This is a genomic window from Alphaproteobacteria bacterium (assembly GCA_030680745.1).
Classification (GTDB): domain Bacteria; phylum Pseudomonadota; class Alphaproteobacteria; order JAUXUR01; family JAUXUR01; genus JAUXUR01.
Map to the genome: position 1 here is coordinate 1 of JAUXUR010000043.1, position 25,941 is coordinate 25,941.

The 25,941-nt window shown below is 36.1% G+C and carries 24 protein-coding genes; 14 read left to right on the forward strand and 10 right to left on the reverse strand.

Annotated elements, in window-relative coordinates; translation table 11 throughout:
* Window positions 1-236 precede the first annotated feature (236 nt).
* From Q8L85_03925 to secA, 8 genes are all read right to left on the reverse strand, one after another.
* The gene (locus Q8L85_03925) at window positions 237-1,532 is read right to left on the reverse strand and encodes a type II and III secretion system protein family protein (GenBank protein ID MDP1723829.1); all 1,296 of its coding nucleotides are present in this window, start codon (window positions 1,530-1,532) and stop codon (window positions 237-239) included.
* Window positions 1,516-2,289: a Flp pilus assembly protein CpaB gene (gene cpaB / locus Q8L85_03930; GenBank protein MDP1723830.1), complete on the reverse strand. Its 774-nt coding sequence runs from the start codon at window positions 2,287-2,289 to the stop codon at window positions 1,516-1,518. The genes Q8L85_03925 and cpaB overlap by 17 nt, the downstream gene beginning before the upstream one ends.
* A 14-nt stretch (window positions 2,290-2,303) precedes the next feature.
* A complete protein-coding gene (locus Q8L85_03935) occupies window positions 2,304-2,843 on the reverse strand; it encodes a hypothetical protein (protein MDP1723831.1) in 540 nt (179 codons plus the stop codon).
* Between the two features lie 11 nt (window positions 2,844-2,854).
* Window positions 2,855-3,595 carry a hypothetical protein gene (locus Q8L85_03940; protein MDP1723832.1) on the reverse strand — a complete coding sequence of 247 codons (741 nt, stop codon included), beginning with the start codon at window positions 3,593-3,595 and terminating at the stop codon, window positions 2,855-2,857.
* 31 nt (window positions 3,596-3,626) lie between these two features.
* A complete protein-coding gene (locus Q8L85_03945; protein ID MDP1723833.1) occupies window positions 3,627-4,085 on the reverse strand; it encodes a hypothetical protein in 459 nt (152 codons plus the stop codon).
* A gap of 148 nt (window positions 4,086-4,233) precedes the next feature.
* On the reverse strand, window positions 4,234-4,521 hold the full coding sequence (locus Q8L85_03950) for a DUF2312 domain-containing protein (GenBank protein ID MDP1723834.1): 288 nt from the start codon (window positions 4,519-4,521) through the stop codon (window positions 4,234-4,236).
* A gap of 7 nt (window positions 4,522-4,528) precedes the next feature.
* The gene (ykgO, locus tag Q8L85_03955; protein MDP1723835.1) at window positions 4,529-4,654 is read right to left on the reverse strand and encodes a type B 50S ribosomal protein L36; all 126 of its coding nucleotides are present in this window, start codon (window positions 4,652-4,654) and stop codon (window positions 4,529-4,531) included.
* A 227-nt stretch (window positions 4,655-4,881) separates the two neighbouring features.
* The gene (gene secA, locus Q8L85_03960) at window positions 4,882-7,605 is read right to left on the reverse strand and encodes a preprotein translocase subunit SecA (protein ID MDP1723836.1); all 2,724 of its coding nucleotides are present in this window, start codon (window positions 7,603-7,605) and stop codon (window positions 4,882-4,884) included.
* A 176-nt stretch (window positions 7,606-7,781) separates the two neighbouring features.
* Between secA and Q8L85_03965 the strand changes: the two genes are divergently transcribed.
* Genes Q8L85_03965 through Q8L85_03980 form a run of 4 tightly spaced genes read left to right on the forward strand, consistent with a single transcriptional unit; the run spans window position 7,782 to window position 13,925 of the window.
* Window positions 7,782-8,684 carry a glycine--tRNA ligase subunit alpha gene (locus Q8L85_03965; protein ID MDP1723837.1) on the forward strand — a complete coding sequence of 301 codons (903 nt, stop codon included), beginning with the start codon at window positions 7,782-7,784 and terminating at the stop codon, window positions 8,682-8,684.
* Complete coding sequence (gene glyS, locus Q8L85_03970; protein MDP1723838.1) at window positions 8,684-10,777, forward strand: glycine--tRNA ligase subunit beta; 2,094 nt, start codon at window positions 8,684-8,686, stop codon at window positions 10,775-10,777. The genes Q8L85_03965 and glyS overlap by 1 nt, the downstream gene beginning before the upstream one ends.
* A gap of 12 nt (window positions 10,778-10,789) precedes the next feature.
* Window positions 10,790-13,501 (forward strand): pyruvate, phosphate dikinase, encoded by a 2,712-nt coding sequence (ppdK, locus tag Q8L85_03975; GenBank protein ID MDP1723839.1) that lies wholly within the window; start codon window positions 10,790-10,792, stop codon window positions 13,499-13,501.
* Window positions 13,491-13,925: a GNAT family N-acetyltransferase gene (locus Q8L85_03980; GenBank protein MDP1723840.1), complete on the forward strand. Its 435-nt coding sequence runs from the start codon at window positions 13,491-13,493 to the stop codon at window positions 13,923-13,925. The genes ppdK and Q8L85_03980 overlap by 11 nt, the downstream gene beginning before the upstream one ends.
* Before the next feature lie 273 nt (window positions 13,926-14,198).
* Here the strand turns inward: Q8L85_03980 and Q8L85_03985 are convergent, their stop codons facing one another.
* Complete coding sequence (locus Q8L85_03985; GenBank protein ID MDP1723841.1) at window positions 14,199-14,999, reverse strand: hypothetical protein; 801 nt, start codon at window positions 14,997-14,999, stop codon at window positions 14,199-14,201.
* A gap of 246 nt (window positions 15,000-15,245) precedes the next feature.
* On the opposite strand from Q8L85_03985, the gene Q8L85_03990 reads away from it, so the two are divergent.
* The 9 genes from Q8L85_03990 (at window position 15,246) to Q8L85_04030 (ending at window position 24,236) form a co-directional block, all read left to right on the forward strand.
* Window positions 15,246-15,584, forward strand: a complete 339-nt coding sequence (locus Q8L85_03990; GenBank protein ID MDP1723842.1) for a ferredoxin family protein — start codon at window positions 15,246-15,248, stop codon at window positions 15,582-15,584.
* A 26-nt stretch (window positions 15,585-15,610) separates the two neighbouring features.
* Window positions 15,611-16,327: a ribonuclease PH gene (rph, locus tag Q8L85_03995; GenBank protein MDP1723843.1), complete on the forward strand. Its 717-nt coding sequence runs from the start codon at window positions 15,611-15,613 to the stop codon at window positions 16,325-16,327.
* Window positions 16,328-16,355: 28 nt separating this feature from the next.
* Window positions 16,356-16,964 (forward strand): RdgB/HAM1 family non-canonical purine NTP pyrophosphatase, encoded by a 609-nt coding sequence (gene rdgB / locus Q8L85_04000; GenBank protein ID MDP1723844.1) that lies wholly within the window; start codon window positions 16,356-16,358, stop codon window positions 16,962-16,964.
* The gene (gene hemW / locus Q8L85_04005) at window positions 16,964-18,106 is read left to right on the forward strand and encodes a radical SAM family heme chaperone HemW (GenBank protein ID MDP1723845.1); all 1,143 of its coding nucleotides are present in this window, start codon (window positions 16,964-16,966) and stop codon (window positions 18,104-18,106) included. Before rdgB ends, hemW begins: the two co-directional genes overlap by 1 nt.
* The gene (gpmI, locus tag Q8L85_04010) at window positions 18,103-19,638 is read left to right on the forward strand and encodes a 2,3-bisphosphoglycerate-independent phosphoglycerate mutase (GenBank protein MDP1723846.1); all 1,536 of its coding nucleotides are present in this window, start codon (window positions 18,103-18,105) and stop codon (window positions 19,636-19,638) included. The genes hemW and gpmI overlap by 4 nt, the downstream gene beginning before the upstream one ends.
* Window positions 19,639-19,800: 162 nt before the next feature.
* Window positions 19,801-20,949: a peptidoglycan DD-metalloendopeptidase family protein gene (locus Q8L85_04015; GenBank protein ID MDP1723847.1), complete on the forward strand. Its 1,149-nt coding sequence runs from the start codon at window positions 19,801-19,803 to the stop codon at window positions 20,947-20,949.
* A 224-nt stretch (window positions 20,950-21,173) separates the two neighbouring features.
* On the forward strand, window positions 21,174-22,679 hold the full coding sequence (locus tag Q8L85_04020) for a S41 family peptidase (GenBank protein MDP1723848.1): 1,506 nt from the start codon (window positions 21,174-21,176) through the stop codon (window positions 22,677-22,679).
* Window positions 22,680-22,831: 152 nt separating this feature from the next.
* Window positions 22,832-23,776, forward strand: a complete 945-nt coding sequence (locus Q8L85_04025) for a divergent polysaccharide deacetylase family protein (GenBank protein ID MDP1723849.1) — start codon at window positions 22,832-22,834, stop codon at window positions 23,774-23,776.
* Entirely contained in the window at window positions 23,769-24,236 is a 468-nt protein-coding gene (locus tag Q8L85_04030) for an RNA pyrophosphohydrolase (protein MDP1723850.1), read from the forward strand. Before Q8L85_04025 ends, Q8L85_04030 begins: the two co-directional genes overlap by 8 nt.
* Here the strand turns inward: Q8L85_04030 and Q8L85_04035 are convergent.
* Complete coding sequence (locus Q8L85_04035; GenBank protein ID MDP1723851.1) at window positions 24,205-24,510, reverse strand: hypothetical protein; 306 nt, start codon at window positions 24,508-24,510, stop codon at window positions 24,205-24,207. The genes Q8L85_04030 and Q8L85_04035 overlap by 32 nt on opposite strands.
* A gap of 226 nt (window positions 24,511-24,736) precedes the next feature.
* Between Q8L85_04035 and Q8L85_04040 the strand changes: the two genes are divergently transcribed.
* Entirely contained in the window at window positions 24,737-25,555 is an 819-nt protein-coding gene (locus Q8L85_04040) for a class I SAM-dependent methyltransferase (protein ID MDP1723852.1), read from the forward strand.
* The last annotated feature ends 386 nt before the right edge of the window (window positions 25,556-25,941 follow it).

Consider the following 25,941-nt stretch of genomic DNA (forward strand, 5'->3'; position numbering starts at 1 on the left):
CACTTTCAGACCAATTCATGAATAATGCTCCCTAAAAAGAAAACATTGTCGCAAAAATTATATTAAAAATCAATAGGTTGAAACACTTATGGGTAATGATATGCCCGCGGCTTGTCCGCGGGATCCATAATGCTGTAGAAGATATCTAAATATTATTAGGCTAATCGTTTCAGAAACTTTCTGGATCCCGCGGACAAGCCGCGAGACGTAGGAAAAGAGGTCATTACAACTATATCTCATTTTAACATAAACCCTATCTTAGTTAGATCAAATTCAGGTCCATGCGTACGAATTAGTTTATTCTTTATTTCACGCTCAAAATCACTTGCAGGTATAAAATGATCTAAAGGTGTCATTAATTTTTGACCGGCGGGCACGGGTTGTACCAAATACGGTGTAATAATAATCACAAGCTCTGATTCTTTTTGTTTAAAGCGCGATGACCTAAATAATGCTCCAATAATCGGCATTTCATGCAATGGTGGCAAGCCTGAAATACCCGAGCTTGTATTTTGTTGCAAAAGCCCAGCGATTGCAAAACTTTGGCCACTCATTAATTCAACCATGGTTTCAGCGCGCCTCGTTTTAAGACCAGGGATGCGCAACCCATTCACAACGACTGAATGGGCTTCTGATATTTCGCTTACTTCTGGTGCTACTTTAATACTGATACGTTTGCCTTCTTGAACAACAGGCGTAAAAGAAAGTCTGACGCCAAATTCTTTAAAAACAACTTCAACATTGTCCCTATTATTGGAAATGGGCACAGGAAACTCACCACCCGCTAAAAAACTTGCTGTATGACCTGAAAGCGTTGTTAAATCGGGCTCTGCAAGAATCGTAATCAATCCTTCGGCCGCCAATGCATCTATAAACACATTGATATCCTGATCGTGTGTTACATGCCCAAATCTGAAACCACTACATTCTGAAACAGAGGAAGCGAAATTAGTTGTAAGACCCAAAACAAAATGATCTGGACGTAAAATACTGCGCCATTTAATGCCCAATTCTTTATCAATATGGCGTGAAATTTCAGCGACCCTGACGCGCAAATTAACTTGCGTTGATTGCGTCACGCGTAAGTGATTGATAATTTTTGATTCGCCCGCATAGGCTTGTACGATATCAATAATTTCAGAGGCTTCTAAAGGAGAGGCAACTTCACCCTGTACACGTAATGCCATGTTAATAGAGGTTACTTGAATTTGCGGTGAAATCCGATGCAAATCTTCTTGCAAAGGACGCAAATCAAGACTGACTTTAACATCATGCCGCATCATTTCGTGTCCAGCTTCATCAAGCGCATAAACACTTGTGATACCAGATTTTAATCCATAAAGATGGAGCTTTTGAGGATTGGCCATATGAATCGTTGCAATATCAGGATTCACGATACCGATTTGAGAGGCAGCTTTTTTTAAATGAATTTCATGCGATTGGTTTTGACATAAAGATAATGTATCAGCTTTTGCGTCTATATTTATTAAGATGAAGAATAAAATGATAACGCTTTTAATTTTTAAATACATAAGACTCAGTTTTCTGCCCTTTAATAAAAATCACTTCTTTTTGTTTTTTCTTTTTAGGTTTTATAAAGGCATTTTCAGTAATTTTTAGAGTTGAATCAGCTTTTTTTTCAGATGTTTCCGGATATTTAACAAAGGAAATCTTACCAATTTCAGCACCCAAAAGAATTTTAGACACATCATTTTCAAGAACAGCAAAGGTAACACCTGGCTTTTCTAAAGATTTGGATTTATCAGGTTGAGGCACATCAAGTACGCGTAAATGTTGCACTAAAATATGAGATTGTGTTTTTTCCTTCACAATTCCTTCTTTGATGCGTTTAAATTTATGCGTTAATACAAGATCAACCCTATCATCTGGTTGTAATTGCAAATTTTCTTTAATGGGCAAAAAAAGAGCACGTTCATTTGGCTGTAATGTAAAATGTGCAGGTGGAATTTCAGCCTTGATAAGTTTAGCTTTTGTTAAAATTTCACCCTTAAAAATAGGGTAAAAAGCTTTTTGACCTTCAATCTGCGCAAGATCTCTGAGTGCATTTTCAGGAATCAATTCAATCGGATAATCTTTCATTTCGCAAAATTTCGCATTAATAATGCTATTTGCAGGAATGTGATCATTAATAAGGATAATCTTTTGAGTCTTTGGCTTTACCATTTGTAGAGATTTTTCAGGTTGATTTAGATATTGGTTAAGCACAAGGGTAAGCAGCAATGATACAGCCAACAAAGAAAGATAGATTTTAATCTTGCGTGATTTCATTATATTCGTCTTGTTTAAGGTAACAATCTCATAAAATCTCTATCTTCTAGCGACCTTTGAAATGCATCTCTTCGTTCTTTTTCCATTAATTCTATAAGCATCTCCATTACATCTACTTTTTCTTCAGTTAAAGGTTCTGTTTTTTCACCACTATCTTGCTTGATTTCATCATGTTTCACTTCTTTATATCGGTCTCTTGATTGTCCTTCTTCTAGATAAATCCGCATTATTTCTCTGCATAACATAAGGTGTTGTTCTAGTCTTGCTGAGTTTATACATAGATCAATTTCGGATGTGGTGTTTTCAATTGCAGGTTCTACGCATTGCACGGAATCTTGTTTAAGTTGTTCGAATTGTTCAGACATCATTTTGCTGAATGTAGTAGGTTCTGTATTTGCAAGCGCATTTGCTGTAGCTTGCATTTGCATGTCCAAAGTGGGTCGTAGTTTTTCAAATTGCAACTTAAGTTCTTCTAATGATGGAAACGGTCCCATCGCAAAACTATTCGATAAAACGAAAAAAGTTCCTAAAAATAAAATTGATTTTTTAAACATGATGTTTCCTTTCAGTTTATATTTTCTTGCGTGGTTTCATCGTGTTCGTCTTGTTTATCTGATGTTACTGATAATTCTTTTAGTTCCAATGCTTTTTGCTCTTCACAAGCTTCACAAAACATTTCTTGTGCAATAAGTAATTCTATTAACAGTTCTGTAGAATTTTTGTGAGGTATGTTTCTTTCTACTAAAACTTCTGATTCTTCAACAGCTTCTTTTTTTTTAATATATTCTTTTAAGAATTCGACGGGTATTTCTTTAATTAATTTAATGGTTAGTTTCTTCATTTCTATTGGTAAGCACATCACTTCCAAGCATTCTATTTTTTCTTCTGTACTAAAATTTTCAGATGTCATTAGAAAAATTATAAATCGTTTAACTTCTTTTATAAATTTTTCTTCTTTACGTTTTTCTTCATCATATTTTTCTAGTATGCGTGTAGAATATTTATGCTCTTTTTGTCTTTCTATTAATTTTATCATTTCTTCAGTTATATCAGTTGGAGATACTATGTTTTCATTGAGATTATCGGGCGTTGCGAATTTAACAAAATCTACTATGAATTCATGGTGCTCTAATTCAACTGAAGGTTTTGTACTTGCAAGTGCATTTGCTATATCTTCTATTTTTACAGTGAGTTGTTGTTTTGAACATTCCAAGTTATTAAGTTCTGCTAATGAAAACACGCGCATGGCAGAAACATCAGATAAGACGAAAAAAGTTCCTAAAAGTAAGATTGATTTTTTAAACATAATGTTTCCCTCTGTTATGTTTTTTTAAGTCTTACGGAATGTCTTCCTCAACAGCGCCAACAATTTTTGCTGAAGATTCTCCTGACATTTCTAATGTTTCGAGTGTTTCATTTATTATTGACAAAGATGTTTCTAATATTTTTTTTAATTCATCGTTTTCTTCATTTTTTGTTTTTTCTTCATAATCTTTTTTATGTTTCTCGTACTCAGGTAATAATTTATCTTTAAAATACTCAAGACAATTTTCTTTTTTGACTTCATCCGATAATAATTTTGTTTGGTCTAAAACGTAAATTTTCGCATTATTATAATCATCTACTTTTTGTTCTATTGTTTTATCAGTAATATTGTTCATTAAATCGTTTTGATGTGGTCGAATTGTTTCTTCCAAGGAAATGTATTGATTCCACAATTCTTCACATTTTGGATTTGCATGTACATTAGTTATTATTAAAACAGCACATGACAATAAGATTGATTTTTTGAACATATTTTTCCCTTAGCTTTTGTTTTTTTTAAATTTGTCACCCATAAAAAAGGCTATTAACCAAAGTTAATGAACTTAATAAGGGATGTAAAGGATAAAATTGAGAAATATTCTATGAATAAAATGAACAAAACTGCAAGGGTTTTGAACCCTATGCAGCTTCTTCTATATCAGGAAGTTCCATGCCTAAAGCACGACGATAGACGTCAAGCATGACTTCTTGTTCTTGGATGTCGTCTTGATCCATTTTGCGTTGCTTTAAAATAAGGCGCATAATTTTTGGATCATAGCCGGAGCTTTTCGCTTCAAGAAAAATATCTTTAACAAATTCAGATATTTCATGTTTTTCTTCTTCAAGCTTTTCAATACGTTCTATGTAAGAACGAAGTTGATCAGCCGAAATGCCACCAACTTGGCCTTTAAGGACTTCGTTTGACATGTCTTAATTAACCTTGGCGTGCTTTGTAGCGTGGATTAACTTTGTTAATAACATAAAGACGACCACGACGACGTACAACACGGCAGTTTTTGTCTCTGTTTTTAAGCGTCTTAATTGAATTTGCGACTTTCATTCTTCTAACCTTCTATAAAAGTGGTCCTAATTTATACCCAATTAATGACCTCACGTCAACCATTTTGGATATCTTTTTATAACAACCCAAATTATGGACAAATTCGTCGTCAAGTCTGCGTCTTCCGGTACTCATGCACAAAAAGGTACACTCCGTTCCGGTTCTCGCCTTTCCTAGACTTTGCCTCATCGTTTGGGTTGTTAATCAAAAACACATTGGTGTTAATTTTAATTTTCACGTCCATGGCAGTTTTTATATTTTTCACCCGATCCACAAGGACAAGGCGAATTACGTTGCACTTTACCCCAAGTGTTTGGATCATTCGGATCAACTTGTCCAGTTGCGTGACGTATAGTTTTAGGCTTTTGATCGTCTTGTTCGTCACCCTCTTCATCGCCTTCAAAAATATCTTGTCCATGAATTTCTTGAACTTTTTGAGGTGCTTCAGGATAGGCATCTTCAATTTCTTCAGGATCAGTTTCGCTTAATTCCATATGAGTCAACATACCAACTGTATGGTCACGTAAACGCTTCAGCATTGTTTCAAAAAGCATAAAAGATTCATGCTTATATTCATTCAATGGATCACGTTGTGCATAAGCACGTAAATTAATCCCCTGGCGTAAATGATCAAGCGATAATAAGTGATCTTTCCACAATTGATCAAGCAATTGAAGTACGATACTTTTTTCAGCTATACGCATTAATTTGGCACCATAAGTCACTTCTTTTTGGGCCATTTTTTCGCGCAAGGCTTTATTGATTCGGCTTTCTATTTCACGTGCTGATAAATGATCTTTTTCCCAAGCATCAACAGGAAGATCGAGCTTTAAAAGACGTAAACATTCTTCATGCAAGCTTTTTAAAACGCCTTTTTCTTTGACGCCTTCTTTAGGCACATTAAGAATAATTATATCTTCAATGACTTGCTCTTCCATATCACGGATAGCAGGAGAGATATCATTGGCGCTCATTAAATCTTTGCGTTGTTCATAGATGACCTTACGTTGATCATTCATCACATCATCATATTTAAGCAATTGCTTACGAATTTCAAAGTTTCTGGCTTCAACGCGTTTTTGAGCACGTTCAAGGGCTTTATTAATCCAAGGATGCGAAATCGCTTCACCTTCTTTAAGGCCCAAACGCTGCAAAACAGAATCCATTCGATCAGAACCAAAAATACGCATCAATTCATCATCAAGCGATAAGAAGAAACGTGAGGCCCCTTGATCGCCTTGACGACCTGAACGACCACGTAACTGATTGTCGATACGACGACTTTCGTGACGTTCTGTACCCATAACACAAAGCCCACCGGCTTGTTTCACGATTTCTTTTTCGGCTGCAACTTCTGCAATAATTTGATTTTTGCGTTTTTCAAATTCTTTAGGATCTTCGATACCTGAAAGCTCTTGCTTAATGCGCATTTCGATATTACCGCCAAGCTGAATATCAGTCCCACGACCCGCCATATTGGTAGCAATGGTGATAGCGCCTGCACGACCTGCTTGAGAAATAATAAAGGCTTCTTGCTCGTGATAACGTGCATTAAGAACGTGATGCGGGAGATTTTTTTGTTTTAAAAGCGTTGATAAAAGCTCTGATTTTTCAATACTGACCGTCCCCACAAGAACAGGTTGCTTTTTTTTGTAGGATTCTTCGATATGCGTAATCATCGCATTGTATTTTTCGGCAGCCGTGCGATAGACTTCGTCATCGCTGTCTTTACGAATACATGGAACGTTTGTTGGAATAGAAACGACATGTAATTTGTAAATGGATTCAAATTCGGCGGCTTCTGTCATCGCCGTTCCCGTCATGCCAGAAAGCTTTTCATACATACGGAAATAATTTTGGAAGGTAATGGACGCTAACGTTTGGTTTTCCATTTGAATATGCGCACGTTCCTTGGCTTCCAAAGCTTGGTGTAAGCCTTCGGAATAACGACGTCCTTCCATCATACGACCAGTAAACTCGTCAATAATAATAACTTTATTATCTTTAACGATATAATCAACATCACGTGTGAATAAATGATGTGCACGTAAGGCTTGATTAACGTGATGAACAAGCGCCACATTAGGCACATCATATAAAGTGCCTTGGGTTAAAACGCCTGCGCCTTTTAAAAGCTCTTCGATATGCTCAGTTCCTGCATCTGTTAGGGTAACAGAGCGTGCTTTTTCATCTTTTTCATAATCGCCAGGTTGAAGTCTTGGAATCAGCACATCCACTTGCGTATATAATTGTGATGAATCTTCAGCAGCACCTGAAATAATTAAAGGGGTACGCGCTTCATCGATTAAAATACTATCAACTTCATCGACGATTGCATAATTAAATTCGCGCTGAACCATGTCTTGTAATTTGAATTTCATATTATCGCGTAGATAATCAAATCCAAATTCATTATTCGTCCCATACGTAATATCGGCGCCATAGGCCGCTTTTCGTTCGCTATCATTTAATTTTGGAACAATACAACCAATGCTTAACCCTAGGAAAGAATGTAATTGACCCATCCATTCAGAGTCACGACGCGCCAAATAATCATTGACCGTTACAATATGTACACCTTTACCTGATAAGGCATTAAGATAAGTCGGCAAAGTCGCGACAAGCGTTTTACCCTCGCCAGTTTGCATTTCAGAAATCATACCTTTATGAAGCACAATGCCGCCTAAAAGCTGCACATCAAAATGACGCATTTTTAAAACACGAATCGATGCTTCCCTAACGGTTGCAAAAGCTTCTGGTAAAATGTGATCTAAAGTTTCACCTTTTTGAAGTCTTTCTTTAAGCTTAGGCGTTTGCGCCTGAAGTTCAGCATCCGAAAGTTTGGATAAAATTGGCTCAAAAGCGTTAATTTCCCCAACGATACGTTTAAAGGGTTTTAATATGCGCTCGTTTGGAGAGCCGAATATTTTTTGCAAAAACGAAAAAATCATGGTGACAAATGTCTCTTAATCATCTACTAAGGTCTTATAAAAGTATACGCATTTAAACGCTTTTGTATAGCAAAAAGAATTTCAAAAGACTATTTTTACCAAAATTCTTTGACCTTTAACCTTTTCCCCTCTAATATCGACTTCATTCAAGATTTATCCATGGATACGTAAAAATGATGAATTCCAAATCAGTTTCATTTCAAAATATCATATTAAAATTGCAACAATTTTGGGGTGATTTAGGCTGTGTTATATTACAACCCTATGACATGGAAATGGGTGCAGGCACTTTTCATCCTGCGACTGCCTTAAGACCATTGGGTCCAAATCCCTGGAATGTAGCCTATGTTCAGCCTTCCAGACGTCCAAAAGATGGACGATATGGTGATAATCCTGTTCGCTTTCAACATTTTTATCAATTTCAAATATTAATGAAACCGTCGCCTTTAAACGCGCAAGAATTATGTCTTCAAAGTCTTAAAGCCATCGGTCTTGATACTGAAAATAACGATATTCGTTTTTTAGAAGATGATTGGGAAAGTCCTACATTAGGTGCCTGGGGCCTAGGCTGGGAAGTACAATTAAATGGTATGGAAATTGGTCAATTTACTTATTTCCAGCAATTAGGTGGTTTTGAATGCGATCCTGTATCATTCGAGATGACCTATGGATTAGAACGCATTGCACGTATTTTACAAAATGTTGAGCACGTTTTTGACCTTAATTGGAATGGCCTAGAAGGTCCTGGAAAATTTACCTATGGTGATGTTTTTGCACAAAATGAACGTGAATTTTCTGCTTATAATTTTGAGTTTGCCAATACGGATAAATTATTTGAACATTTCAAAGATGCTGAACTTGAATGTGTCAGCCTTTTAGGCCACAAAATAACCTTACCTGCTTACGAGCAATGCGTAAAAGCAAGTCATTTATTTAATTTGCTTGATGCACGTGGCGTCATTTCTGTTCAAGAACGAGCGTCTTATATAGCACGCGTTAGAACACTCGCCAAAGCATGTTGTGAATCTTGGATGCAATCTCAAGAAATTCAAACCGTTAATCCACAGGAATTAATCTAATGGCTGATTTTTTAATTGAACTTTTTTCTGAAGAAATTCCAGCGCGTATGCAATTTCAAGCATTACAAGATTTTAAAAAATTGTGGGAAGACAAACTTCAAAAGGAAAATATCTTATTTGAAAAAGTGATTCCTTATGTGACACCACGTCGTTTGGCAGCACATATTATTGGATTGCCTCTTCGCCAAGAAAACCGTATTGAAGAGTTAAAAGGACCTCGAATTGGGGCACCTCAACAAGCTTTAGATGGTTTTTTAAAAGCTGCTGGCCTTACTATTGATGATTGCGTCCAGAAAGAAACAGATAAGGGTCTGTTTTATATGGCTCAAAAAATGCATCAAGGCAGAGAAATGGCTGATATTTTAAGCCTTTTAACCAATGATATTATTCGCGCATTCCCCTGGCCAAAATCAATGCGTTGGCGTGATTATAGCTTTAGATGGGTGCGTCCATTACATCATATTTTGGCGATTTTTAATAATAAAGTTATTGATGGTCGTTTTGATTTAGGCGGCACTTTTTTAAAATTTACGGATCATACTCAAGGCCACCGTTTTTTGGCTATAGATCCATTTCAAGTAACAGATATTGCACACTATAAAAGTGAACTTGAAAAACGTTTTGTATTGCTTGCTACAGATGAACGTCGTACACAAATTAAAAATCAGCTTGAAAATTGTGCTACTACTAAAAATGTTGTCCTGAAAGAGGATCCCGCTTTATTACAAGAAATGGCAGGCGCTTGCGAATGGCCTCAAATCTTTATGGGCGCAATCGATCCTTCTTTCCTTGATGTGCCATACGAAGTTTTAGAAACTGCTATGCGGAATCATCAAAAATACTTTTCCTTTAGAACAAAAGAAGGTGAATTTGCACCTTATTTTGCATGTGTAACGAATAATATTCCTAAAGATAATGGTCAAAAAATCATTCAAGGTAACGAGCAAATCTTAAAATCTCGTTTATTTGATGCCAAATTTTTCTGGATACAAGACCAAACTCAAACACTTTTATCCCGCGTTGAAAAACTTGAATCTATTGTTTTTCACGAGAAATTAGGAAGCTTAAAAGAAAAAATCGAAAGGTTGCAGCTTTTAAGTAAAGAAATAGCAGCTTTTATAAAAGCAGATCCTACAAAAGCCGCACGCGCTGCTTTATTATGCAAGACAGATCTTGTAACAGGTATGGTAGGTGAATTCCCGGAACTTCAAGGCATTATGGGACGTTATTACGCATTGCATGATGGCGAATCACAAGAAGTCGCAGATGCGATCGCTAGTCATTATGCACCACTTGGCCCCAGCGATAAATGCCCCAAGGAACTTGTTTCAATAAGTCTTGCTATTGCTGATAAAATGGACGCGCTTGTAGGTTTTTTTGCGAATGATATGAAACCAACAGGGTCAAAAGATCCTTATGCTTTAAGACGTGCAGCTTTAGGGATTATTCGGTTAATTCTAGAAAACAATCTACGTATCCCCTTATTTAATCTTATTGAAATTTCATATAAATCTTATGGATCAAAAGTAAGTACAACAGATTTCAATGTGCTTAAATCTGAGATTATGGAGTTTTTTGTCGATCGTCTCAAAGTCTTTTTACGTGAAAAAGGCATCAGGCATGATTATATAAATGCCATTTTTACGCAGGATCAAAAAACAGGTCAAGAAGACGATTTATCCCGTTTATGTTTGCGCGTTGAAGCTTTATCAGATTTCTTGCAAACACAAGAAGGTACTTATTTATTAACGGCTTACAGACGTGCTGGTAATATTTTACGCATTGAAGAAAAAAAAGATGGTAAAATATATACAAACAATGTAATCGTCGGCTTATTAAAGGAAGAAGAAGAAAAATCTTTATTTTCAATGCTTAATAATGTTTCGGATAATGCAAAGAAAAAAATACAGCTTGAAGAATATGACCAAGCTATGAAATACTTAGTGATGCTAAGGCAGCCAGTTGATTTGTTTTTTGAGCGCATCACTGTAAATAGCGATCAAAAAGAATTACGCGAAAATAGACTTGGGTTATTAACACATATTGTATCAACTCTTCATGAAATAGCGAATTTTCAAAAAATTGAAGGGTAAGGGGTGGGTATCATGAAGCAATGGGTTTATCGTTTTGGTGCAGGTGAAGTACCGCAAACACATGCGCAAGAATCTGAATTATTGGGTGGTAAAGGCGCAAGTCTTGCTGAAATGAGCTCACTTGGTATCCCCGTCCCACCAGGATTTACGATTACAACAGATGTTTGCGCCTATCATCATCTTCATAATAAAAACTACCCTGATTCATTGCAAACCCAGATTAAAGAATCAATAAAATGGCTTGAAAACAAAGTAGGTTTTGTTTTGGGTGATTCTAATAATCCTCTTTTAATATCTGTTAGATCCGGTGCACATGTCTCAATGCCAGGCATGATGGATACGGTTTTAAATCTAGGCTTGAATGATCAAACTGTTGTAGGTCTTGCAAAAAAAACCCAAGATCCCCGTTTTGCCTATGATAGTTATCGTCGCTTTATTCAAATGTATGGCAATGTCGTTTTAAATGTTGATCATCATTATTTCGAAGATATTTTAAGCCGTTATAAAGAAAATTATGCATTACGTGAAGACACAGATCTAAGCGAAACGGCTTGGCAGGAAATTATTTCGGATTATAAAAAAATTATTCGCGCAAGAACGGGTAATGATTTTCCTCAAAATGTGAATGATCAATTATGGCAGGCCATTGCTGCTGTTTTCTCCAGCTGGATGAATCAACGTGCAATTACCTATCGTCGTATTCACAACATGTCTGACAAAGGCGGGACAGCTGTTAATGTCCAAGCCATGGTTTTTGGCAATATGGGCGAAAATTGCGCGACAGGTGTTGCTTTCACCCGTAATCCGTCAACTGGCGAAAACGAATTTTACGGCGAATATTTAATGAATGCGCAGGGCGAAGATGTCGTCGCTGGCATTAGAACACCGCAATCCTTGACGCAACGCGCACGTATGCTTGAAAAATCAGATCAGCCTTCTTTAGAAGAATCGATGCCTTTGGTCTTCAAAGAATTATCTGATATTCGTCAAAAATTAGAACGTCATTTCAGAGACATGCAAGACATTGAATTTACGATTCAAAAAGGTAAATTATGGATGTTGCAAACGCGTTCCGGCAAAAGAACGGCAGCTTCAGCCTTAAAAATTGCAGTCGATATGGCAGAATCAGGCCTTATTACACGTGATGAAGCTATTAACCGTATTGACCCCTTGTCGCTTGAGCAATTATTACATCCTGTTTTGGATCCGAAAGCGCCTAAAAAACTTTTAACACGTGGATTACCCGCCTCCCCTGGTGCTGCATCAGGACGTGTTGTATTCACAGCTGACGAAGCAGAAACACGTGCCAATGCCGGTGAATCGGTTATTTTAGTACGCGTTGAAACAAGCCCTGAAGATATTCATGGTATGCATGCCGCTAAAGGCATTTTAACCAGCCGCGGTGGGATGACAAGTCACGCTGCCGTTGTTGCACGCGGAATGGGTCGTCCTTGTGTTGTGGGCGCGAGCGCTTTAAAAATTGATTATCAAAAACAAACGATGAATATCCAAGGTACATTGGTTAAAGCAGGTGATAAAATCACCCTTGTCGGTGGCAATGGTGAAGTTTTATTAGGCGAAGTGCCAACAATTCAACCTGTTTTATCAAGCGATTTTACAACATTAATGCAATGGGCAGATACGCGCCGTCACTTAAAAGTACGTGCAAACGCTGAAACCCCAAAAGACGCTGAAGTTGCGCGTCAATTTGGCGCCGAAGGTATTGGTCTTTGCAGAACAGAACATATGTTTTTTGAAGAAGAACGTATCCTTTGGGTGCGTCAAATGATTTTGGCCCAAAATGAACAAGAACGAAAAAATGCGCTGGCTAAATTATTACCTGTGCAACGTGATGATTTCATAGCACTTTTCAATATCATGCAAGAATTACCAGTCACCATTCGCTTGCTTGATCCCCCTTTACATGAGTTTTTGCCACATTCCGATCGTGAAATGCGTGATATCGCCAATCTTTTAAAACTTGATGTCGAAATCATTCGTAGACGTGCTGAAGAGCTTCACGAAATGAACCCCATGCTTGGTCATCGTGGTTGTCGCTTAGGCATTAGCTTCCCCGAAATTTATGAAATGCAAGTACGCGCTATTCTTGAAGCAGCTCTTGTGGCCGACATTACGCCCAATATAGAAATTATGATTCCATTGATTGCCACGAAGGTTGAGATGGAGATCATGAAAAAATTAGTTGAACGTGTAGCAAGTCAAGTTTTTGATGAAAAGAAAAAAACAATATCCTTCCAAATTGGCACCATGATTGAATTACCACGTGCTGCTTTACGCGCCCAAGAGATTGCAGAACATGCCGAATTCTTTAGTTTTGGGACCAATGATTTAACGCAAACAACCTTAGGTCTATCGCGCGATGACGCAGGTTCTTTCTTACAAACTTACCGTAAACAAGGCATATTCAAAAGCGATCCTTTTGCAAGTCTAGACATTGAAGGCGTTGGCGAATTAATGCGTATGGCAACCGAACGCGGTAAATTTCAACGTCCTGGGCTTAAATTAGGCATTTGCGGTGAACATGGTGGCGATCCAGAATCGATCTATTTCTGTGAGGAAATTGGGCTCGATTATGTATCTTGCTCCCCCTATCGTGTGCCTATTGCACGCCTTGCAGCTGCACAAGCAACAATCCGATGTTCTTTTCGTTGCGCCAATAATATCGATATAAAATTAGCAACGAAATTAAGCAATGCAGGCTGAATTAACGATAATAATAGGCACTGAAGAAGAGACAAACGCACTCAGTAATGAGCTTTTTGATTTCAACAAAAATATAGTCCCTGGTTTTGTTGGAAGAGATTATCCCTCTGATGTTGTTCGATATGTTGTAAAGCAAAATGATACATTGATCGCAGGTGTTGTTGGTAGAATAACGCTCAATCATATTGTTTATGTTGATGATTTATTTGTTATCGAAAATTTTAGAAAACAAGGATATGCAACAGCTTTATTGGATAAATTGGAATCAGAAGCAAAATTGAGAGGATGTTATTTGGCGTATCTGGATACGATTAATCATGATGCTGTAACTTTTTACAAAAAACGCAATTATAAAATCTTTGGCATACTTGATAATGTACCTTGCCCTGGTGTTAAAGCTGTTTATTTAAAAAAAGATTTATGAAAGATTTTTAGTTTGTATTGCCGGAATTGATATCCTAAAATACAAACATGATAATACGCAAAAAGCTACAAATAGTTCGAGAATTGCTAGACACCCCCCTACGGGAATTCGCAACGACGCGGTTCTTTATTTTTCATTTTTAATTCAAGCGGTTACACTTTAATTCAGCCATTTTTTAATTTCCGAGATTGCGTTCACATTTATGAGTAATGATATGGCCGCGGAGCGTAGAAAGATTGGCGCATAGTAAAAACTGTTGAGTGCCGTGGACATTTAATAATCCAGATAACCCCCACCATGAGAGATAAAAGCATCTCCATAATATATATGCCACTCCATCACACTGGGATGTTCTTTTGTATAATCCTCACGATAAAACCAATTATGATAACGAGGAGATTCGATTAATTTTAGTTTCAAATCATCATAACCTATTGTGTCATCAAAACGTTCTGTCTCACCTGTTTTTTTAAGATTTGTATTTCTTAATTCTACAACTTTTAGAGATTTCTCTATTAAGTTTAGAAAAGATTTTGGTATAAATTTAAGATTTCTATTATGGTCTAGCTTTATATTTTCTAATTTATCCAAATTTCCTACACTTTCAGGCAATGATTCCAGATCGTTATTGGCAAGATAAAAAAATTTTAAACATTTAAGATTACCTATATTTCTTGGCAATGTTTTAAGAGAGTACATATTTAAATTTAATTCTTCAATCCATGTTATAGAATCACAAAATTCTTCTAAATAATCTACAATAAATTTTCCTAAAAAATAAAATTCAGTAAATTTGCCTTTTAATAATTTCTTCTTAATTTTCTTAATCGTACCTGAACTTAAAAAATCTTCACCTATTTTATATAAAAATCCATAAGTTGTATTTACTATTTCATATTTTGAAAGTACTTTTTCCATAAAAGTATCGACAATTTTTTCTTTTTCTAAGTCATCTAAAACATTTTCATTTTGATCTAAAGATTCTTGCAATACCAATTGCATCATTGGATATACTTTTGCATGAAAGCTAAAAACAGCAGACATAACAAAAGCGAGTGATAAAAGTTTTTTCATTGTATTTTCTCCAAAATTAAATCACATATTTATAGTAAATTTATTTAAATAAATCTATATCATATTGAATTCAAATTAATAAAAAACATTAACCCAATGATATCTATCTTTTAAAAACGAGAACCGCACCCAACTCAATTCCCTTAATCCTATCCACACTCTTCAACAAAAACTTGCATTTTTCCCCTAAAACATGGTACAGACTATAAGTTTATATGTTCTTAGTTGAATTTTTAGGAAGCCTCCATGACTTATGTCGTCACTGAATCTTGTATACGCTGCAAATATATGGATTGCATTGAAGTGTGTCCTGTTGATTGTTTTTATGTCGGTGAAAATATGCTCGTTATCAATCCTGACGAATGTATTGATTGTGGTGTTTGTGAACCAGAATGCCCTATTGAAGCAATTATTCCTGATACGGCACAAGATGCTGAAAAATGGCTTGAAGTTAATCGTGATTATGCGTCAAAATGGCCTAACATAACTAAACGTGGTGCAACACCAAGTGATGCAGACGATTGGAAAGATGTTGAAAATAAATTCGAAACGCAATTTAGTCAAAATCCAGGAAAAGGCTCATGAAATTAAATACCAAGGAAATAACAAATATGCGTCCATCTGGAAGAGCACTTGATCAATTACGCGATATTGAGTTAATCCCAGGCTACAGCAAATATGCTGAAGGATCATGTCTTGTACGCTTTGGCAATACGCATGTTTTATGCACTGCAAGCGTTGACGAAAAAGTGCCGTTTTTCTTGCGCGATAAAAAACAAGGTTGGATTACCGCTGAATATGGCATGTTGCCACGCGCAACGTTACAGCGTACGGATCGAGAAGCCAGCAAAGGTAAGCAATCTGGACGCACACAAGAAATACAAAGACTTATCGGCAGATCTTTGCGTGCCATCATTGATTTATCACTTTTAGGCGAAAGACAAATCAAGATTGATTGTGATGTCTTGCAAGCTGATGGCGGCACAAGAACTGCGGCTATCACGGGATCTTACGTTGCGTTACATCAAGCATTAACAAAGTTACACGAATCTAAAAAAATAAAAACAATGCCCCTTAAAGTTCAAGTAGCAGCTATCTCATGTGGCATATATCAAGGCAATCCTGTTTTGGATCTTGATTATGATGAAGATTCAGACGCACAAGCGGATGCTAATTTTGTGTTAACGTCTGACGGACGCATTATTGAAATTCAGGCTACTGCTGAGCAATCCCCTTTCACGGAAGAGCAATATTCAAAACTTATGACTCTTGCACGTAAAGGGATTGATGAATTATTGCAAATGCAACGAGATGTTTTGTCAAAATAATAAGACCAACGTATAAAAGGATTAAAGAATGAGCCAGCCTATTATCAGACCCTTTCGTGATGAAAACTTAGTACTTGCATCACGAAATCAAGGAAAATTGATTGAGCTTCAAAATTTTTTACGTCCTTATTATGTCGAAGTTATTCCTGTCACACGTTTTGATTTACCTGAAATACCCGAAACTGAAACAAGTTTTCAAGGTAATGCCAAATTAAAAGCGCTCACCATCGCAAAAGCAACGGCCATGCCATCATTGGCGGATGATTCTGGTATTTGCATTCATGCATTAAACGGTGATCCAGGTGTTTATTCGGCTGATTGGGCAGGCGAGAATAAAGATTTTTCAGTCGCCATTAATCGTGTTTTAACAGAATTAAATGGCAAAAAAGATCGTAAAGCCGATGTTGTATGCGTCTTAGCACTCGCTTGGCCTGATGGGCATGTTGAATTTGTCGAAGGTAAAATTACTTGCGATATCGCAGAAGAACCACGTGGCAATAATGGTTTTGGATATGATGCGATCCTTATTCCTGCTGGATCAGATTTAACTTTTGGTGAAATGGATCCTGAAGAAAAGCAAAAAATAAGCCATCGTGCGATTGCGATGCGTCAATTAGTACGCACGTATTTTAGTTAATGTTTGGTCTTTATATTCATTGGCCTTTTTGCCTTTCAAAATGTCCTTATTGTGATTTCAATTCCCATGTACGAGAAAATCTTGATGAAGATCCTTGGCTTAAAGGGATTTTGCACGAAATAAAATCCTATGCTGAAATTATGCCTGAACCTAAAATTGATACCATATTTTTTGGCGGTGGCACGCCATCGCTCGCCTCCCCCATTGCCCTTAATAAAATTCTTAATGAAGTGCAGAAACACTGGCAATTTGCAGATGATATTGAAATCACATTAGAAGCCAATCCGCATACTGTAGAAGCCCAAAAATTTAAAGATTTTAGATCGATCGGTATTAATCGAGTATCTATCGGCGTTCAATCTTTACGCGACAAAGATTTAAAATTTTTAGGGCGTAAACATGATGTTAAAGAAGCCAAAGAAGCGATTAAAATTGCACAAGAATATTTTGAACGACTTAGTTTTGATTTGATTTATGCACGCCCTGATCAAACACTTAATGAATGGCAAGAAGAATTAAAAGAAGCATTAGAATTTGGCTTAAAGCATTACTCGCTTTATCAATTAACACTTGAAAAAGGCACAGCTTTTTATCAAGCCGCCAATCGCGGTGATTTTAAATTACCAGAAGAAGAATTAGCACGTGATTTTTATGTGTTAACACAAGAAATAATGACATCTGCAGGTCTTCCTGCTTATGAAGTGTCTAATCATGCGGCCTTAGGGCAAGAATCACGTCATAATCGATTATATTGGCAATATGGTCGTTTTTTAGGATTAGGACCAGGTGCACATTCGCGCATCGTATTAGATGATCAACGTTATGCTGTTTATAATGTAAAATCACCCGAATTATGGGCAGAAAAAGTTACAAAAACAAATTTTGGCCAAAAAGAAAAAATATCCTTGCCGTTGCAAGATCAAACATTAGAATTTTTTCTGATGGGTTTGCGTTTAAATCAAGGTGTTAGACATCAAGATTTTAAAGATATCTTTGGTATGGATTGGTATAAAAGCCTGCATATGGATCAAGTAAAAGATTTAGAAAGCCAAGGATTTTTAACATATGATGACAATCATTTGCGTTTAACCCTTGATGGCATGTTGTGCTTAAATAAGATTGCTGATTTAATTATTGCATGACACGCAAAAAACCAGTTATTTTATGCATCCTCGACGGATGGGGCAAACGCCAGGACGGCCAAAAAGGCTGCGCCTTAACGGGCACTACCCCTTTTTTAGATGATTTAATGGATCAATATCCATGTTCATTACTTGAAGCATCAGGTTTGGCTGTAGGTCTACCTAAAGATCAAATGGGTAATTCTGAAGTCGGCCACATGAATTTAGGCGCTGGCCGCATTGTGATGCAAGATTTACCCCGCATTGATGAAGCAATCGAAAATCATACATTTAACCAACTACCATCCTTAGTTAAATTTATACAGGCTTTAAAAAAATCAAAAGGAACGTGCCATTTAATAGGCATTTTATCCGATGGTGGTGTTCATGGTCATATTCATCATTTAATTGCGTTCATTAAATTATTAAATGCAGAAAATATTCCTGTTGCCATTCATGGATTTTTGGATGGTAGGGACACACCACCTAAAAGTGCATTGCCCTTTATAAAAATAATACAGGATAATATTAAAGATTTACCAAATGTTAAAATAGCGACTTTAATGGGGCGTTATTATGGCATGGATCGTGATAATCGATGGGACAGAACGCAAAAAGCCTATGATGCTATAATTGTTGGTCATGCAAAATCTGTAGAATCTTATACAGACGAAATTAATGCATCTTACGCAGAAGATGTGACAGATGAATTTATGTTGCCTTTTAAACATAAAGATTATGAGGGCGTCAATAATCAAGATGGATTAATTTCATTTAATTATAGATCAGATCGTATTCGTCAAATTTTACGTGCTTTTCTTGTGCCTGATTTTCATGAATTTAAAAGATCCACAATCATCCAATGGGCAGCATCGCTTGCCATGGTTGATTATGCTGATGATTTAAAACCTTTTTTACCGTCTTTATTTCATCCTATTCCTTTGGATCAAGGATTGGGCGAACTTATTTCATCTCATGGATTACGCCAATTCAGAATTGCTGAAACTGAAAAATACGCCCATGTAACTTTTTTCTTTAATGGTGGTATCGAAGAACCTTTTCCCGGTGAAGAACGCGTTCTTATACCATCACCCCATATCGCAACCTATGATGTACAACCCGAAATGTCCATTCAGGGTGTGACTGACAAACTTATTGAAGCTATTAACTCAACTAAATATGATTTTATTTTGGTAAATTTCGCAAATCCAGACATGATTGGTCATACCGGCATTATTGACGCTGCAAAAGAAGCGATGATTCATGTGGATCAGGCCATTAAACAACTCGTTGAAGCTGTTCAAAAAGTTAATGGCATTTTAGCCATTACAGCAGATCATGGCAATATTGAATATATGTATGATCCCGTTACCAAGCAACCGCACACAGCACATACAATGAATCCAGTTCCTTTTATTTTAGTGACAAGTTTTAAAACTTCTTTATTATTGAAAAAAAATGGCAAATTATGTGACGTTGCCCCAACATTATTGTCCTTTTTGGAGATTGAACAACCAGAAAAGATGAGTGGAATGTCACTTTTAACGCATTAGGCAAAAGTCGTTTGTAATAGACTTCTTTCGAAACTCGCTAATGTGGGGCGAGTGATAGAAGATTCGGCACGGAAGACCACAGTGTATTCTTCATACATGAGGATCTGAGTACCGAAGCGACGCATCAATCGACCACAGTAGTAGAGTTTCGAAAGAAGTCTAATGATTAAAAAATATGTATTCTTTATATGTTTGTTATTTCCTTTTTTGGTAGAGGCAAAAAACGATGCATTACCGCAACAATTTGGTACTATTAAACATTCAGTTCTGACGCAGAAAAAACAATGCGATACATTACTTCAAGAAATTGATGAACTAAACACTAAATTACAACATCTTGATCTAAAGATTAAAACATTAAAAGAAAATCTTCATCTTAAAGAAAATGATATAAAGGAACATCAAGAAAAAATAACTTTCCTAACACAACGCATTAAAAAATTGTATGCTAAAAAAAAGATTTTAAAACAGAATGAACAATCGTATACAAGTCTTTTGCTTCGTTTAAGTAAAATACCACCACAGCTTTTTTTAGGTTTAGATCATTCAGCGCACGAAACTGTGTTAGGACTTCATTATCTAAAATCTACATTGCAAAACCTAAAAGAAAAATCACTTAAATATCATAGAACAAAATCAAATTTACAAATTGATCAGCAAAAATTGACAAAAATGAGTACTATTTTATCCAATGAAAAAGAAGACTTACTTAAAGATCATGAAGATTTACACCAACAATTAAACATTTCTGTAAAACTAAAAAAAGAAAAAGAAGAGCTTGCTGAAAAGGAACAAAAAAAACTTGAAGCTTTAACATGCACCATGAATTCCGTTAAAGATTTATTAAAATCAGTACCAAAACATCCATCTCAAATAACGACATCACCTCAAAGCGAACAAGAAAATTTTAATCCTCAAAAAGGGAATTTTAGTAGACCTGTTGCTGGAAAAATTATTCGTCAATTCAATGAATTAGATGATCAAGGGCATAAATCACACGGCATTCGATTTGAAGTTGAGCCCGCATGTCCCGTTAAAGCACCCTTTACAGGTAAAGTTGCTTTTTGTGGGCCTTTCCGTCATTATAGCAACATCGTTATTATTGAGCATGGACAAGAATATCATTCTCTTTTAATGGGGCTTGATAATGTAAAGGTCGCGCCCGGTCAAATAGTACAAAAAAACGATCTAGTGGGTTATGTTGAAATGACACAAAAAAACGAAGAAGGCCAGTTTATAAAGCCAATTCTTTTTTTAGAGTTTCGTAAGCATCTACAACCAATAGATCCTATGCCATGGTTTGAACCGTAAACTACCCATCTTATGGGCAAATTCGTCGTCAGAACTGCGTTTCCGGTACTCATGTACGAAGAAGTACACTCCGTTCCGGTCCTCGTTCTTTCTAGACTTTACCTCATAATCCGGATAGTTTATTGAGAGTGCTACCTATCCTAGAGCAAATTCGTAGTCAGAATTGCGTCCAGGAAAACAGAAAATTACTAAATAACTACGTGACAAAAATTAAGGTTAAATAAATGTCTAAATTATCGTTTCATACATTAATTGCAGCACTGACATTAATTCAATTTGGATCGCCATTATTGGCTGAAGAACAGTCAATTTCAGAAGATAGGGCATTACTGACCGAACAACAACCAGTTTTAGAAGATAGTAAGACGAACAAAAAGAAGAACGAAGATGTTTATCATGCGCTTAATTTTTTTGGGTCTGTTCTTCAGCGCGTTCAAGAAGGTTATGTTGATGATGTCCCTGTTTCTAAGCTTATTGATAACGCTGTTGAAGGTATGCTTTCGGGGCTTGATCGACATTCTCATTTGGTCGATGAAAAAGATTTTAAAGATATGCGCAGCCAAATGAAGGGTGAATTTGGGGGGTTAGGCGTTGAAATTGTTGCTGAAAGTGGCATATTAAAAGTCATATCACCCATGGATGATGGCCCTGCACAAAAAGCAGGTATTCGCGCTGGTGATTATATTACCCATGTAAATGGTAAATTAATTTTGGGCATGAATTTAGATGATGCAATCAAACAATTAAAAGGTAAACCTGGCACTGAAGTTAAAATTACGATTAGACGTGAAGGCCAAAAACCTCTTGAACTCACCATTAAACGCGAACTTATTAAGACCCGCCCCGTTCGCGGTAAACGTGAAGGTGATTTTGCCTATTTAAGGGTTGCAACTTTTATTGATACTAATACCGCCGATAAACTTAAAGAAGAATATCAAAAAATTAAAAAAGACGGCAAACCCATTAAAGGTATTGTCTTAGATTTACGCAATAATGCAGGCGGACTTTTGGATGAAGCTAATGCAGTTACTGAACTTTTCTTAGAAAAAGGCAAAGAAATTGTGTCAATTCGCGGTAAAAATCATGAAGATATTCAACGTTTTCATGCGCGTGGTGGCGATCAATTTAAAGATTTACCTCTTGTTTGTTTAGTTAATCGTGGTACTGCCTCAGCGCCAGAAATTGTATCTGCAGCGCTTCAAGATCATAAACGCGCAATCGTTATGGGCGAAGCAAGCTATGGTAAAGGATCAGTTCAAACTGTCATTCCTTTACGCGATAAAAAAGCAATACGCCTTACAACCCAACGTTATTACAGACCATCCGGTGCAACCATTCAAGATGATGGCGTCAAACCGGATCTTGAGGTAGCACTTGCATCTATTGAAAAAATTGACTTGGGTCCCCGTATCACCGAAAAAGATATACCAGGTGGTGTAAGTAAAAAAGAACAAAAAACCGCAAAATCTGAAGAAAATAATAATGATCAAGTAGATGATGCAAACCATGATGATGAGGAAAAACCAACAGAAAATGCTTCACCCCAAAAAAACGATGATGAAAAGAAAAAAGATAACACCAAAAAAGAAAAAGAATTAGAAGATATCTTAAGTAAAAAAGATACCAAATCTGATGAAAAGTCGAAAAAAGAATTGATTGATTATCAATTAGAACGTGCTTTAGACTTGTTAAAATCAATCGTAGTATACAAGGACTTTATGAAACGCTGATGATTAACTACATATCTTATGGGCAAATTCGTTGTCAAATCTGCGCCTTCCGGTACTCATGTGCTTTAGTACATTCCGTGCCGGTTCTCGACTTTTCTAGACTTTGCCGCATAATCTAGGTAGTTAATAAATGCAGCTTGAGAGATTTTTTGATGATTAAAAAAGGCTTCAATTTTTTAAAACAACATCCCCTTTTAATTCTTTTATGGGTGAGTGTTGCATCACTTTCTGGCTTGATGACATGGATCATATTATTGTCGCCTGAAACAAAAGCATTAAGGACGCCACCAAGTTGTAAAATTCCAATGCCACAAATTCCATTGGAGTTTATTGAGCCTGTTGATCCTAAAAAATTTGGCAATAATTCAAAAACAGAACACGTAAAAGAACCAGACAAAAAAGATTTGTGTTGGCAAAAAAACGCAATCGCTTTTAATGGATCTAAAGATATACCTCATTTTGCAATTATATTAGCTGGACTCGGTCTAAGCCAAGAATTAACGATTCGTGCTATCAAAGAATTACCCCCTTATATCACTTTAAGTTTTTCACCTTATACATATAATCTTGATGATTGGATTCAGAAAGCAAAAGAAGCCAATCATGAAGTTTTAATCGATTTGCCCATAACACAACATGAAGGCATTGTTTGTGATGGCGGCATGCTTGCGCTTGATTCAAGACTAACGCTCGAAGATAATTCAAAAAAAATGGAAGAACTTATTGGCAAATCTTCACAAGCAATAGGCTTTAGCGTCAGTGATATCGATGATTCATTTCCAGAGGCCTTTTGGGTACCTTTAAAAAAACAAATGGATGATAAGGGATTATTGCTGGTTTCTTCTACACAATCTAAAGAAATACTAAAACAGCCTAATATCATTACACCTACTCCTATTCATAGCGATATAGGCGAGGAAGAAATCTTAAAACAATTGCTTGTCATTGAACAAAAATGCCCAGAATCTAAAAAAGAGATTGTGATTGCAACAATCAATCCAGCGATGATTGACCTTATTCAAAAATGGAGCATCCAACTTTCGGACAAACCTTTTGTTTTAGCACCCTTAACAGCGATTGTGAGTGCTCATGAATAATCCAGCGTTTTATAGACCCTGTGTTGGCATTATGCTGTTAAACAATCTGGGTAAAGTTTTTGTAGCACAACGCATTGATACACGCACTGAAGCTTGGCAAATGCCCCAAGGCGGCATTGAAGAAGGTGAAGACCCAAAACGCGCTGCCATGCGTGAATTGGAAGAAGAAATCGGTACCAATAAAGCCGCATTAATGGCTGAATCATCCGATTGGCTTTATTATGATTTACCCATAGACCTCCAACAAAAATTATGGAATGGACAATATAAAGGGCAGCGTCAAAAATGGTTTTTGTATCGTTTTTTAGGTAATGATCGTGACATAAATTTGCTGACAGAGCATCCTGAATTTCTCAATTGGCGTTGGGCTAATGTTAGTGAATTAGCTAACCTTGCTATTCCTTTTAAGCGTCATGTCTATGAAAATATTATTCAGGAATTTCATCGTTTTTTATTTTAGATTTTGAGAATTCAAGAAAATCAGTTTGCTCTGCTTCATTATCAAATTCAATTAAAAAATCTTCAGATTCTTTATCTTTAGGTCCAGCGTTTATATAAGAATATAATGTTGAGAGAAAAAGTAATGTAGAAACGTCATTATATAATTTTTGTGTTTTTTTATTTTTTTGATCAAGTTTTTGTAAATTTCTTTGATTTTGTTTTTCAAGCTTATTATAAAAAGATGTTTTTCCAGCTTCAGCAATGTTTGTTGTGTTAATTAATAAGATAGTCAAGATACATGTCTTTAATTTCATTGCATTATTCTTTATTTTTCTCATCAATAAAATTGTAAAATATTATCCAAAAAATTCATATAGTTTTGTTATTGACCCAACATCGTCAAAAGCATAATATTTTATAAATCAAAGCAGTACCCTTGTTTTGGGTATAGATAAAAATAAGAAAATTACCATGAAAACAATTTATTTGTTATTAATAGTGAGTTTGGGGTTGTTAAACATGTCATACGCTGCAGAAAAAAATGAAAAATATGTTCTAGCAACGGGTGATAAAGCACGTGAACGATTAGAACTGCAAAATAACTTACTTGCCAAAGATGCTTATGAGCACTTAGAAAAAGCGAAACTTTCAAAAGGCATGATTGTTTGGGATATAGGCTGCGGTGTAGGTGCAATGACATCTTATTTAGCAGATAAAGTTGGACCAAATGGTCACGTTTATGCGTTGGATATTAGTCAAGAACAATTAAAAACTGCAGAAAAACGTATCAAGTCAGAAGGCCATAAAAATGTTACTTTTATTAAGGGTGACATCAAAGAATTAGAAAATACTTCAAAAAATCCTGCCGATCTTATTTATATGCGTCTTGTTCTAATGCATTTAGAGCATCCTGAAAATGCTTTAGAAAAAATTAAACCTTTATTAAAACAAGGAGGTGTTATAGTTTCTCAAGAATCAATCATGAGTACCATTACCCAAGGGAAGCCTGTTATTGATGATTATGTAAATATTGTAATGGCGTTGGGACACCATAAAAAAGTTGATTACGATATTGGTAACCGACTTGAAGATTTGTACAAAAAAACTGGTTTTAATCCCGTAAAAGTATATTATAACCAACAAAAAATTACGGCCATAGATTTAAAAAAAATGCTTTTAATGGGTCTTTCTGAATGGAAAAATAAAGCCATTGAAATTAATCTTTTAACGACTGATAAGGTTGCTGCATGGGAAAAAGAAATTGAAGCCATCCCAACAAATGATCCAAATTTAATGTTTTCCTTGGCAAAACAAGTCCATGTTTTAGCATGGAAGTAATCTAATTCAATCTAGCGGACAAAAAATGAAATTAAGCCCATTTTTAACTATCCCGCTCTCACACGCCGCAACTTATTTCTAAGAAGCGAAAACAATTTTTTACCAAAAGCCCTTCAAAAAAAAGATTTTTTTTACCTCTCCCCTTGTGGGAGAGGTCACGACCAAAGGGAGCGGGTGAGGGGTATTTGTTTGACAATGCTTAGATTATTGCATGATGGTGTTGCTCTTTGTAAACGCTTTAGATCCACTCACCCGTCGCTACGCGCCGACCTCTCCCACAAGAGGAGAGGTGAAACCGAAGTTATTTCATTTTTTGTCACGTAGATTGATAATAGGTTTTCCTAATTATATTTTATAATAATTTCAATATATTCATTAAAATATAA

What these genes read in the sequence shown, in the direction of transcription:
- gpmI (MDP1723846.1), top strand. Translation starts at nt 18,103, where the DNA reads ATGACACGCAAAAAACCAGTTATTTTATGCATCCTCGACGGATGGGGC.
- hemW (MDP1723845.1), top strand. Translation starts at nt 16,964, where the DNA reads ATGTTTGGTCTTTATATTCATTGGCCTTTTTGCCTTTCAAAATGTCCT.
- Q8L85_03950 (MDP1723834.1), bottom strand. Translation starts at nt 4,521, where the DNA reads ATGTCAAACGAAGTCCTTAAAGGCCAAGTTGGTGGCATTTCGGCTGAT.
- rph (MDP1723843.1), top strand. Translation starts at nt 15,611, where the DNA reads ATGCGTCCATCTGGAAGAGCACTTGATCAATTACGCGATATTGAGTTA.
- ppdK (MDP1723839.1), top strand. Translation starts at nt 10,790, where the DNA reads ATGAAGCAATGGGTTTATCGTTTTGGTGCAGGTGAAGTACCGCAAACA.
- Q8L85_03980 (MDP1723840.1), top strand. Translation starts at nt 13,491, where the DNA reads ATGCAGGCTGAATTAACGATAATAATAGGCACTGAAGAAGAGACAAAC.
- Q8L85_03935 (MDP1723831.1), bottom strand. Translation starts at nt 2,843, where the DNA reads ATGTTTAAAAAATCAATTTTATTTTTAGGAACTTTTTTCGTTTTATCG.
- cpaB (MDP1723830.1), bottom strand. Translation starts at nt 2,289, where the DNA reads ATGAAATCACGCAAGATTAAAATCTATCTTTCTTTGTTGGCTGTATCA.
- Q8L85_04025 (MDP1723849.1), top strand. Translation starts at nt 22,832, where the DNA reads ATGATTAAAAAAGGCTTCAATTTTTTAAAACAACATCCCCTTTTAATT.
- Q8L85_03965 (MDP1723837.1), top strand. Translation starts at nt 7,782, where the DNA reads ATGAATTCCAAATCAGTTTCATTTCAAAATATCATATTAAAATTGCAA.
- ykgO (MDP1723835.1), bottom strand. Translation starts at nt 4,654, where the DNA reads ATGAAAGTCGCAAATTCAATTAAGACGCTTAAAAACAGAGACAAAAAC.
- Q8L85_03945 (MDP1723833.1), bottom strand. Translation starts at nt 4,085, where the DNA reads ATGTTCAAAAAATCAATCTTATTGTCATGTGCTGTTTTAATAATAACT.
- Q8L85_03925 (MDP1723829.1), bottom strand. Translation starts at nt 1,532, where the DNA reads ATGTATTTAAAAATTAAAAGCGTTATCATTTTATTCTTCATCTTAATA.
- glyS (MDP1723838.1), top strand. Translation starts at nt 8,684, where the DNA reads ATGGCTGATTTTTTAATTGAACTTTTTTCTGAAGAAATTCCAGCGCGT.
- rdgB (MDP1723844.1), top strand. Translation starts at nt 16,356, where the DNA reads ATGAGCCAGCCTATTATCAGACCCTTTCGTGATGAAAACTTAGTACTT.
- Q8L85_03985 (MDP1723841.1), bottom strand. Translation starts at nt 14,999, where the DNA reads ATGAAAAAACTTTTATCACTCGCTTTTGTTATGTCTGCTGTTTTTAGC.
- Q8L85_03990 (MDP1723842.1), top strand. Translation starts at nt 15,246, where the DNA reads ATGACTTATGTCGTCACTGAATCTTGTATACGCTGCAAATATATGGAT.
- Q8L85_03940 (MDP1723832.1), bottom strand. Translation starts at nt 3,595, where the DNA reads ATGTTTAAAAAATCAATCTTACTTTTAGGAACTTTTTTCGTCTTATCT.
- Q8L85_04015 (MDP1723847.1), top strand. Translation starts at nt 19,801, where the DNA reads ATGATTAAAAAATATGTATTCTTTATATGTTTGTTATTTCCTTTTTTG.
- secA (MDP1723836.1), bottom strand. Translation starts at nt 7,605, where the DNA reads ATGATTTTTTCGTTTTTGCAAAAAATATTCGGCTCTCCAAACGAGCGC.
- Q8L85_04020 (MDP1723848.1), top strand. Translation starts at nt 21,174, where the DNA reads ATGTCTAAATTATCGTTTCATACATTAATTGCAGCACTGACATTAATT.
- Q8L85_04040 (MDP1723852.1), top strand. Translation starts at nt 24,737, where the DNA reads ATGTCATACGCTGCAGAAAAAAATGAAAAATATGTTCTAGCAACGGGT.
- Q8L85_04030 (MDP1723850.1), top strand. Translation starts at nt 23,769, where the DNA reads ATGAATAATCCAGCGTTTTATAGACCCTGTGTTGGCATTATGCTGTTA.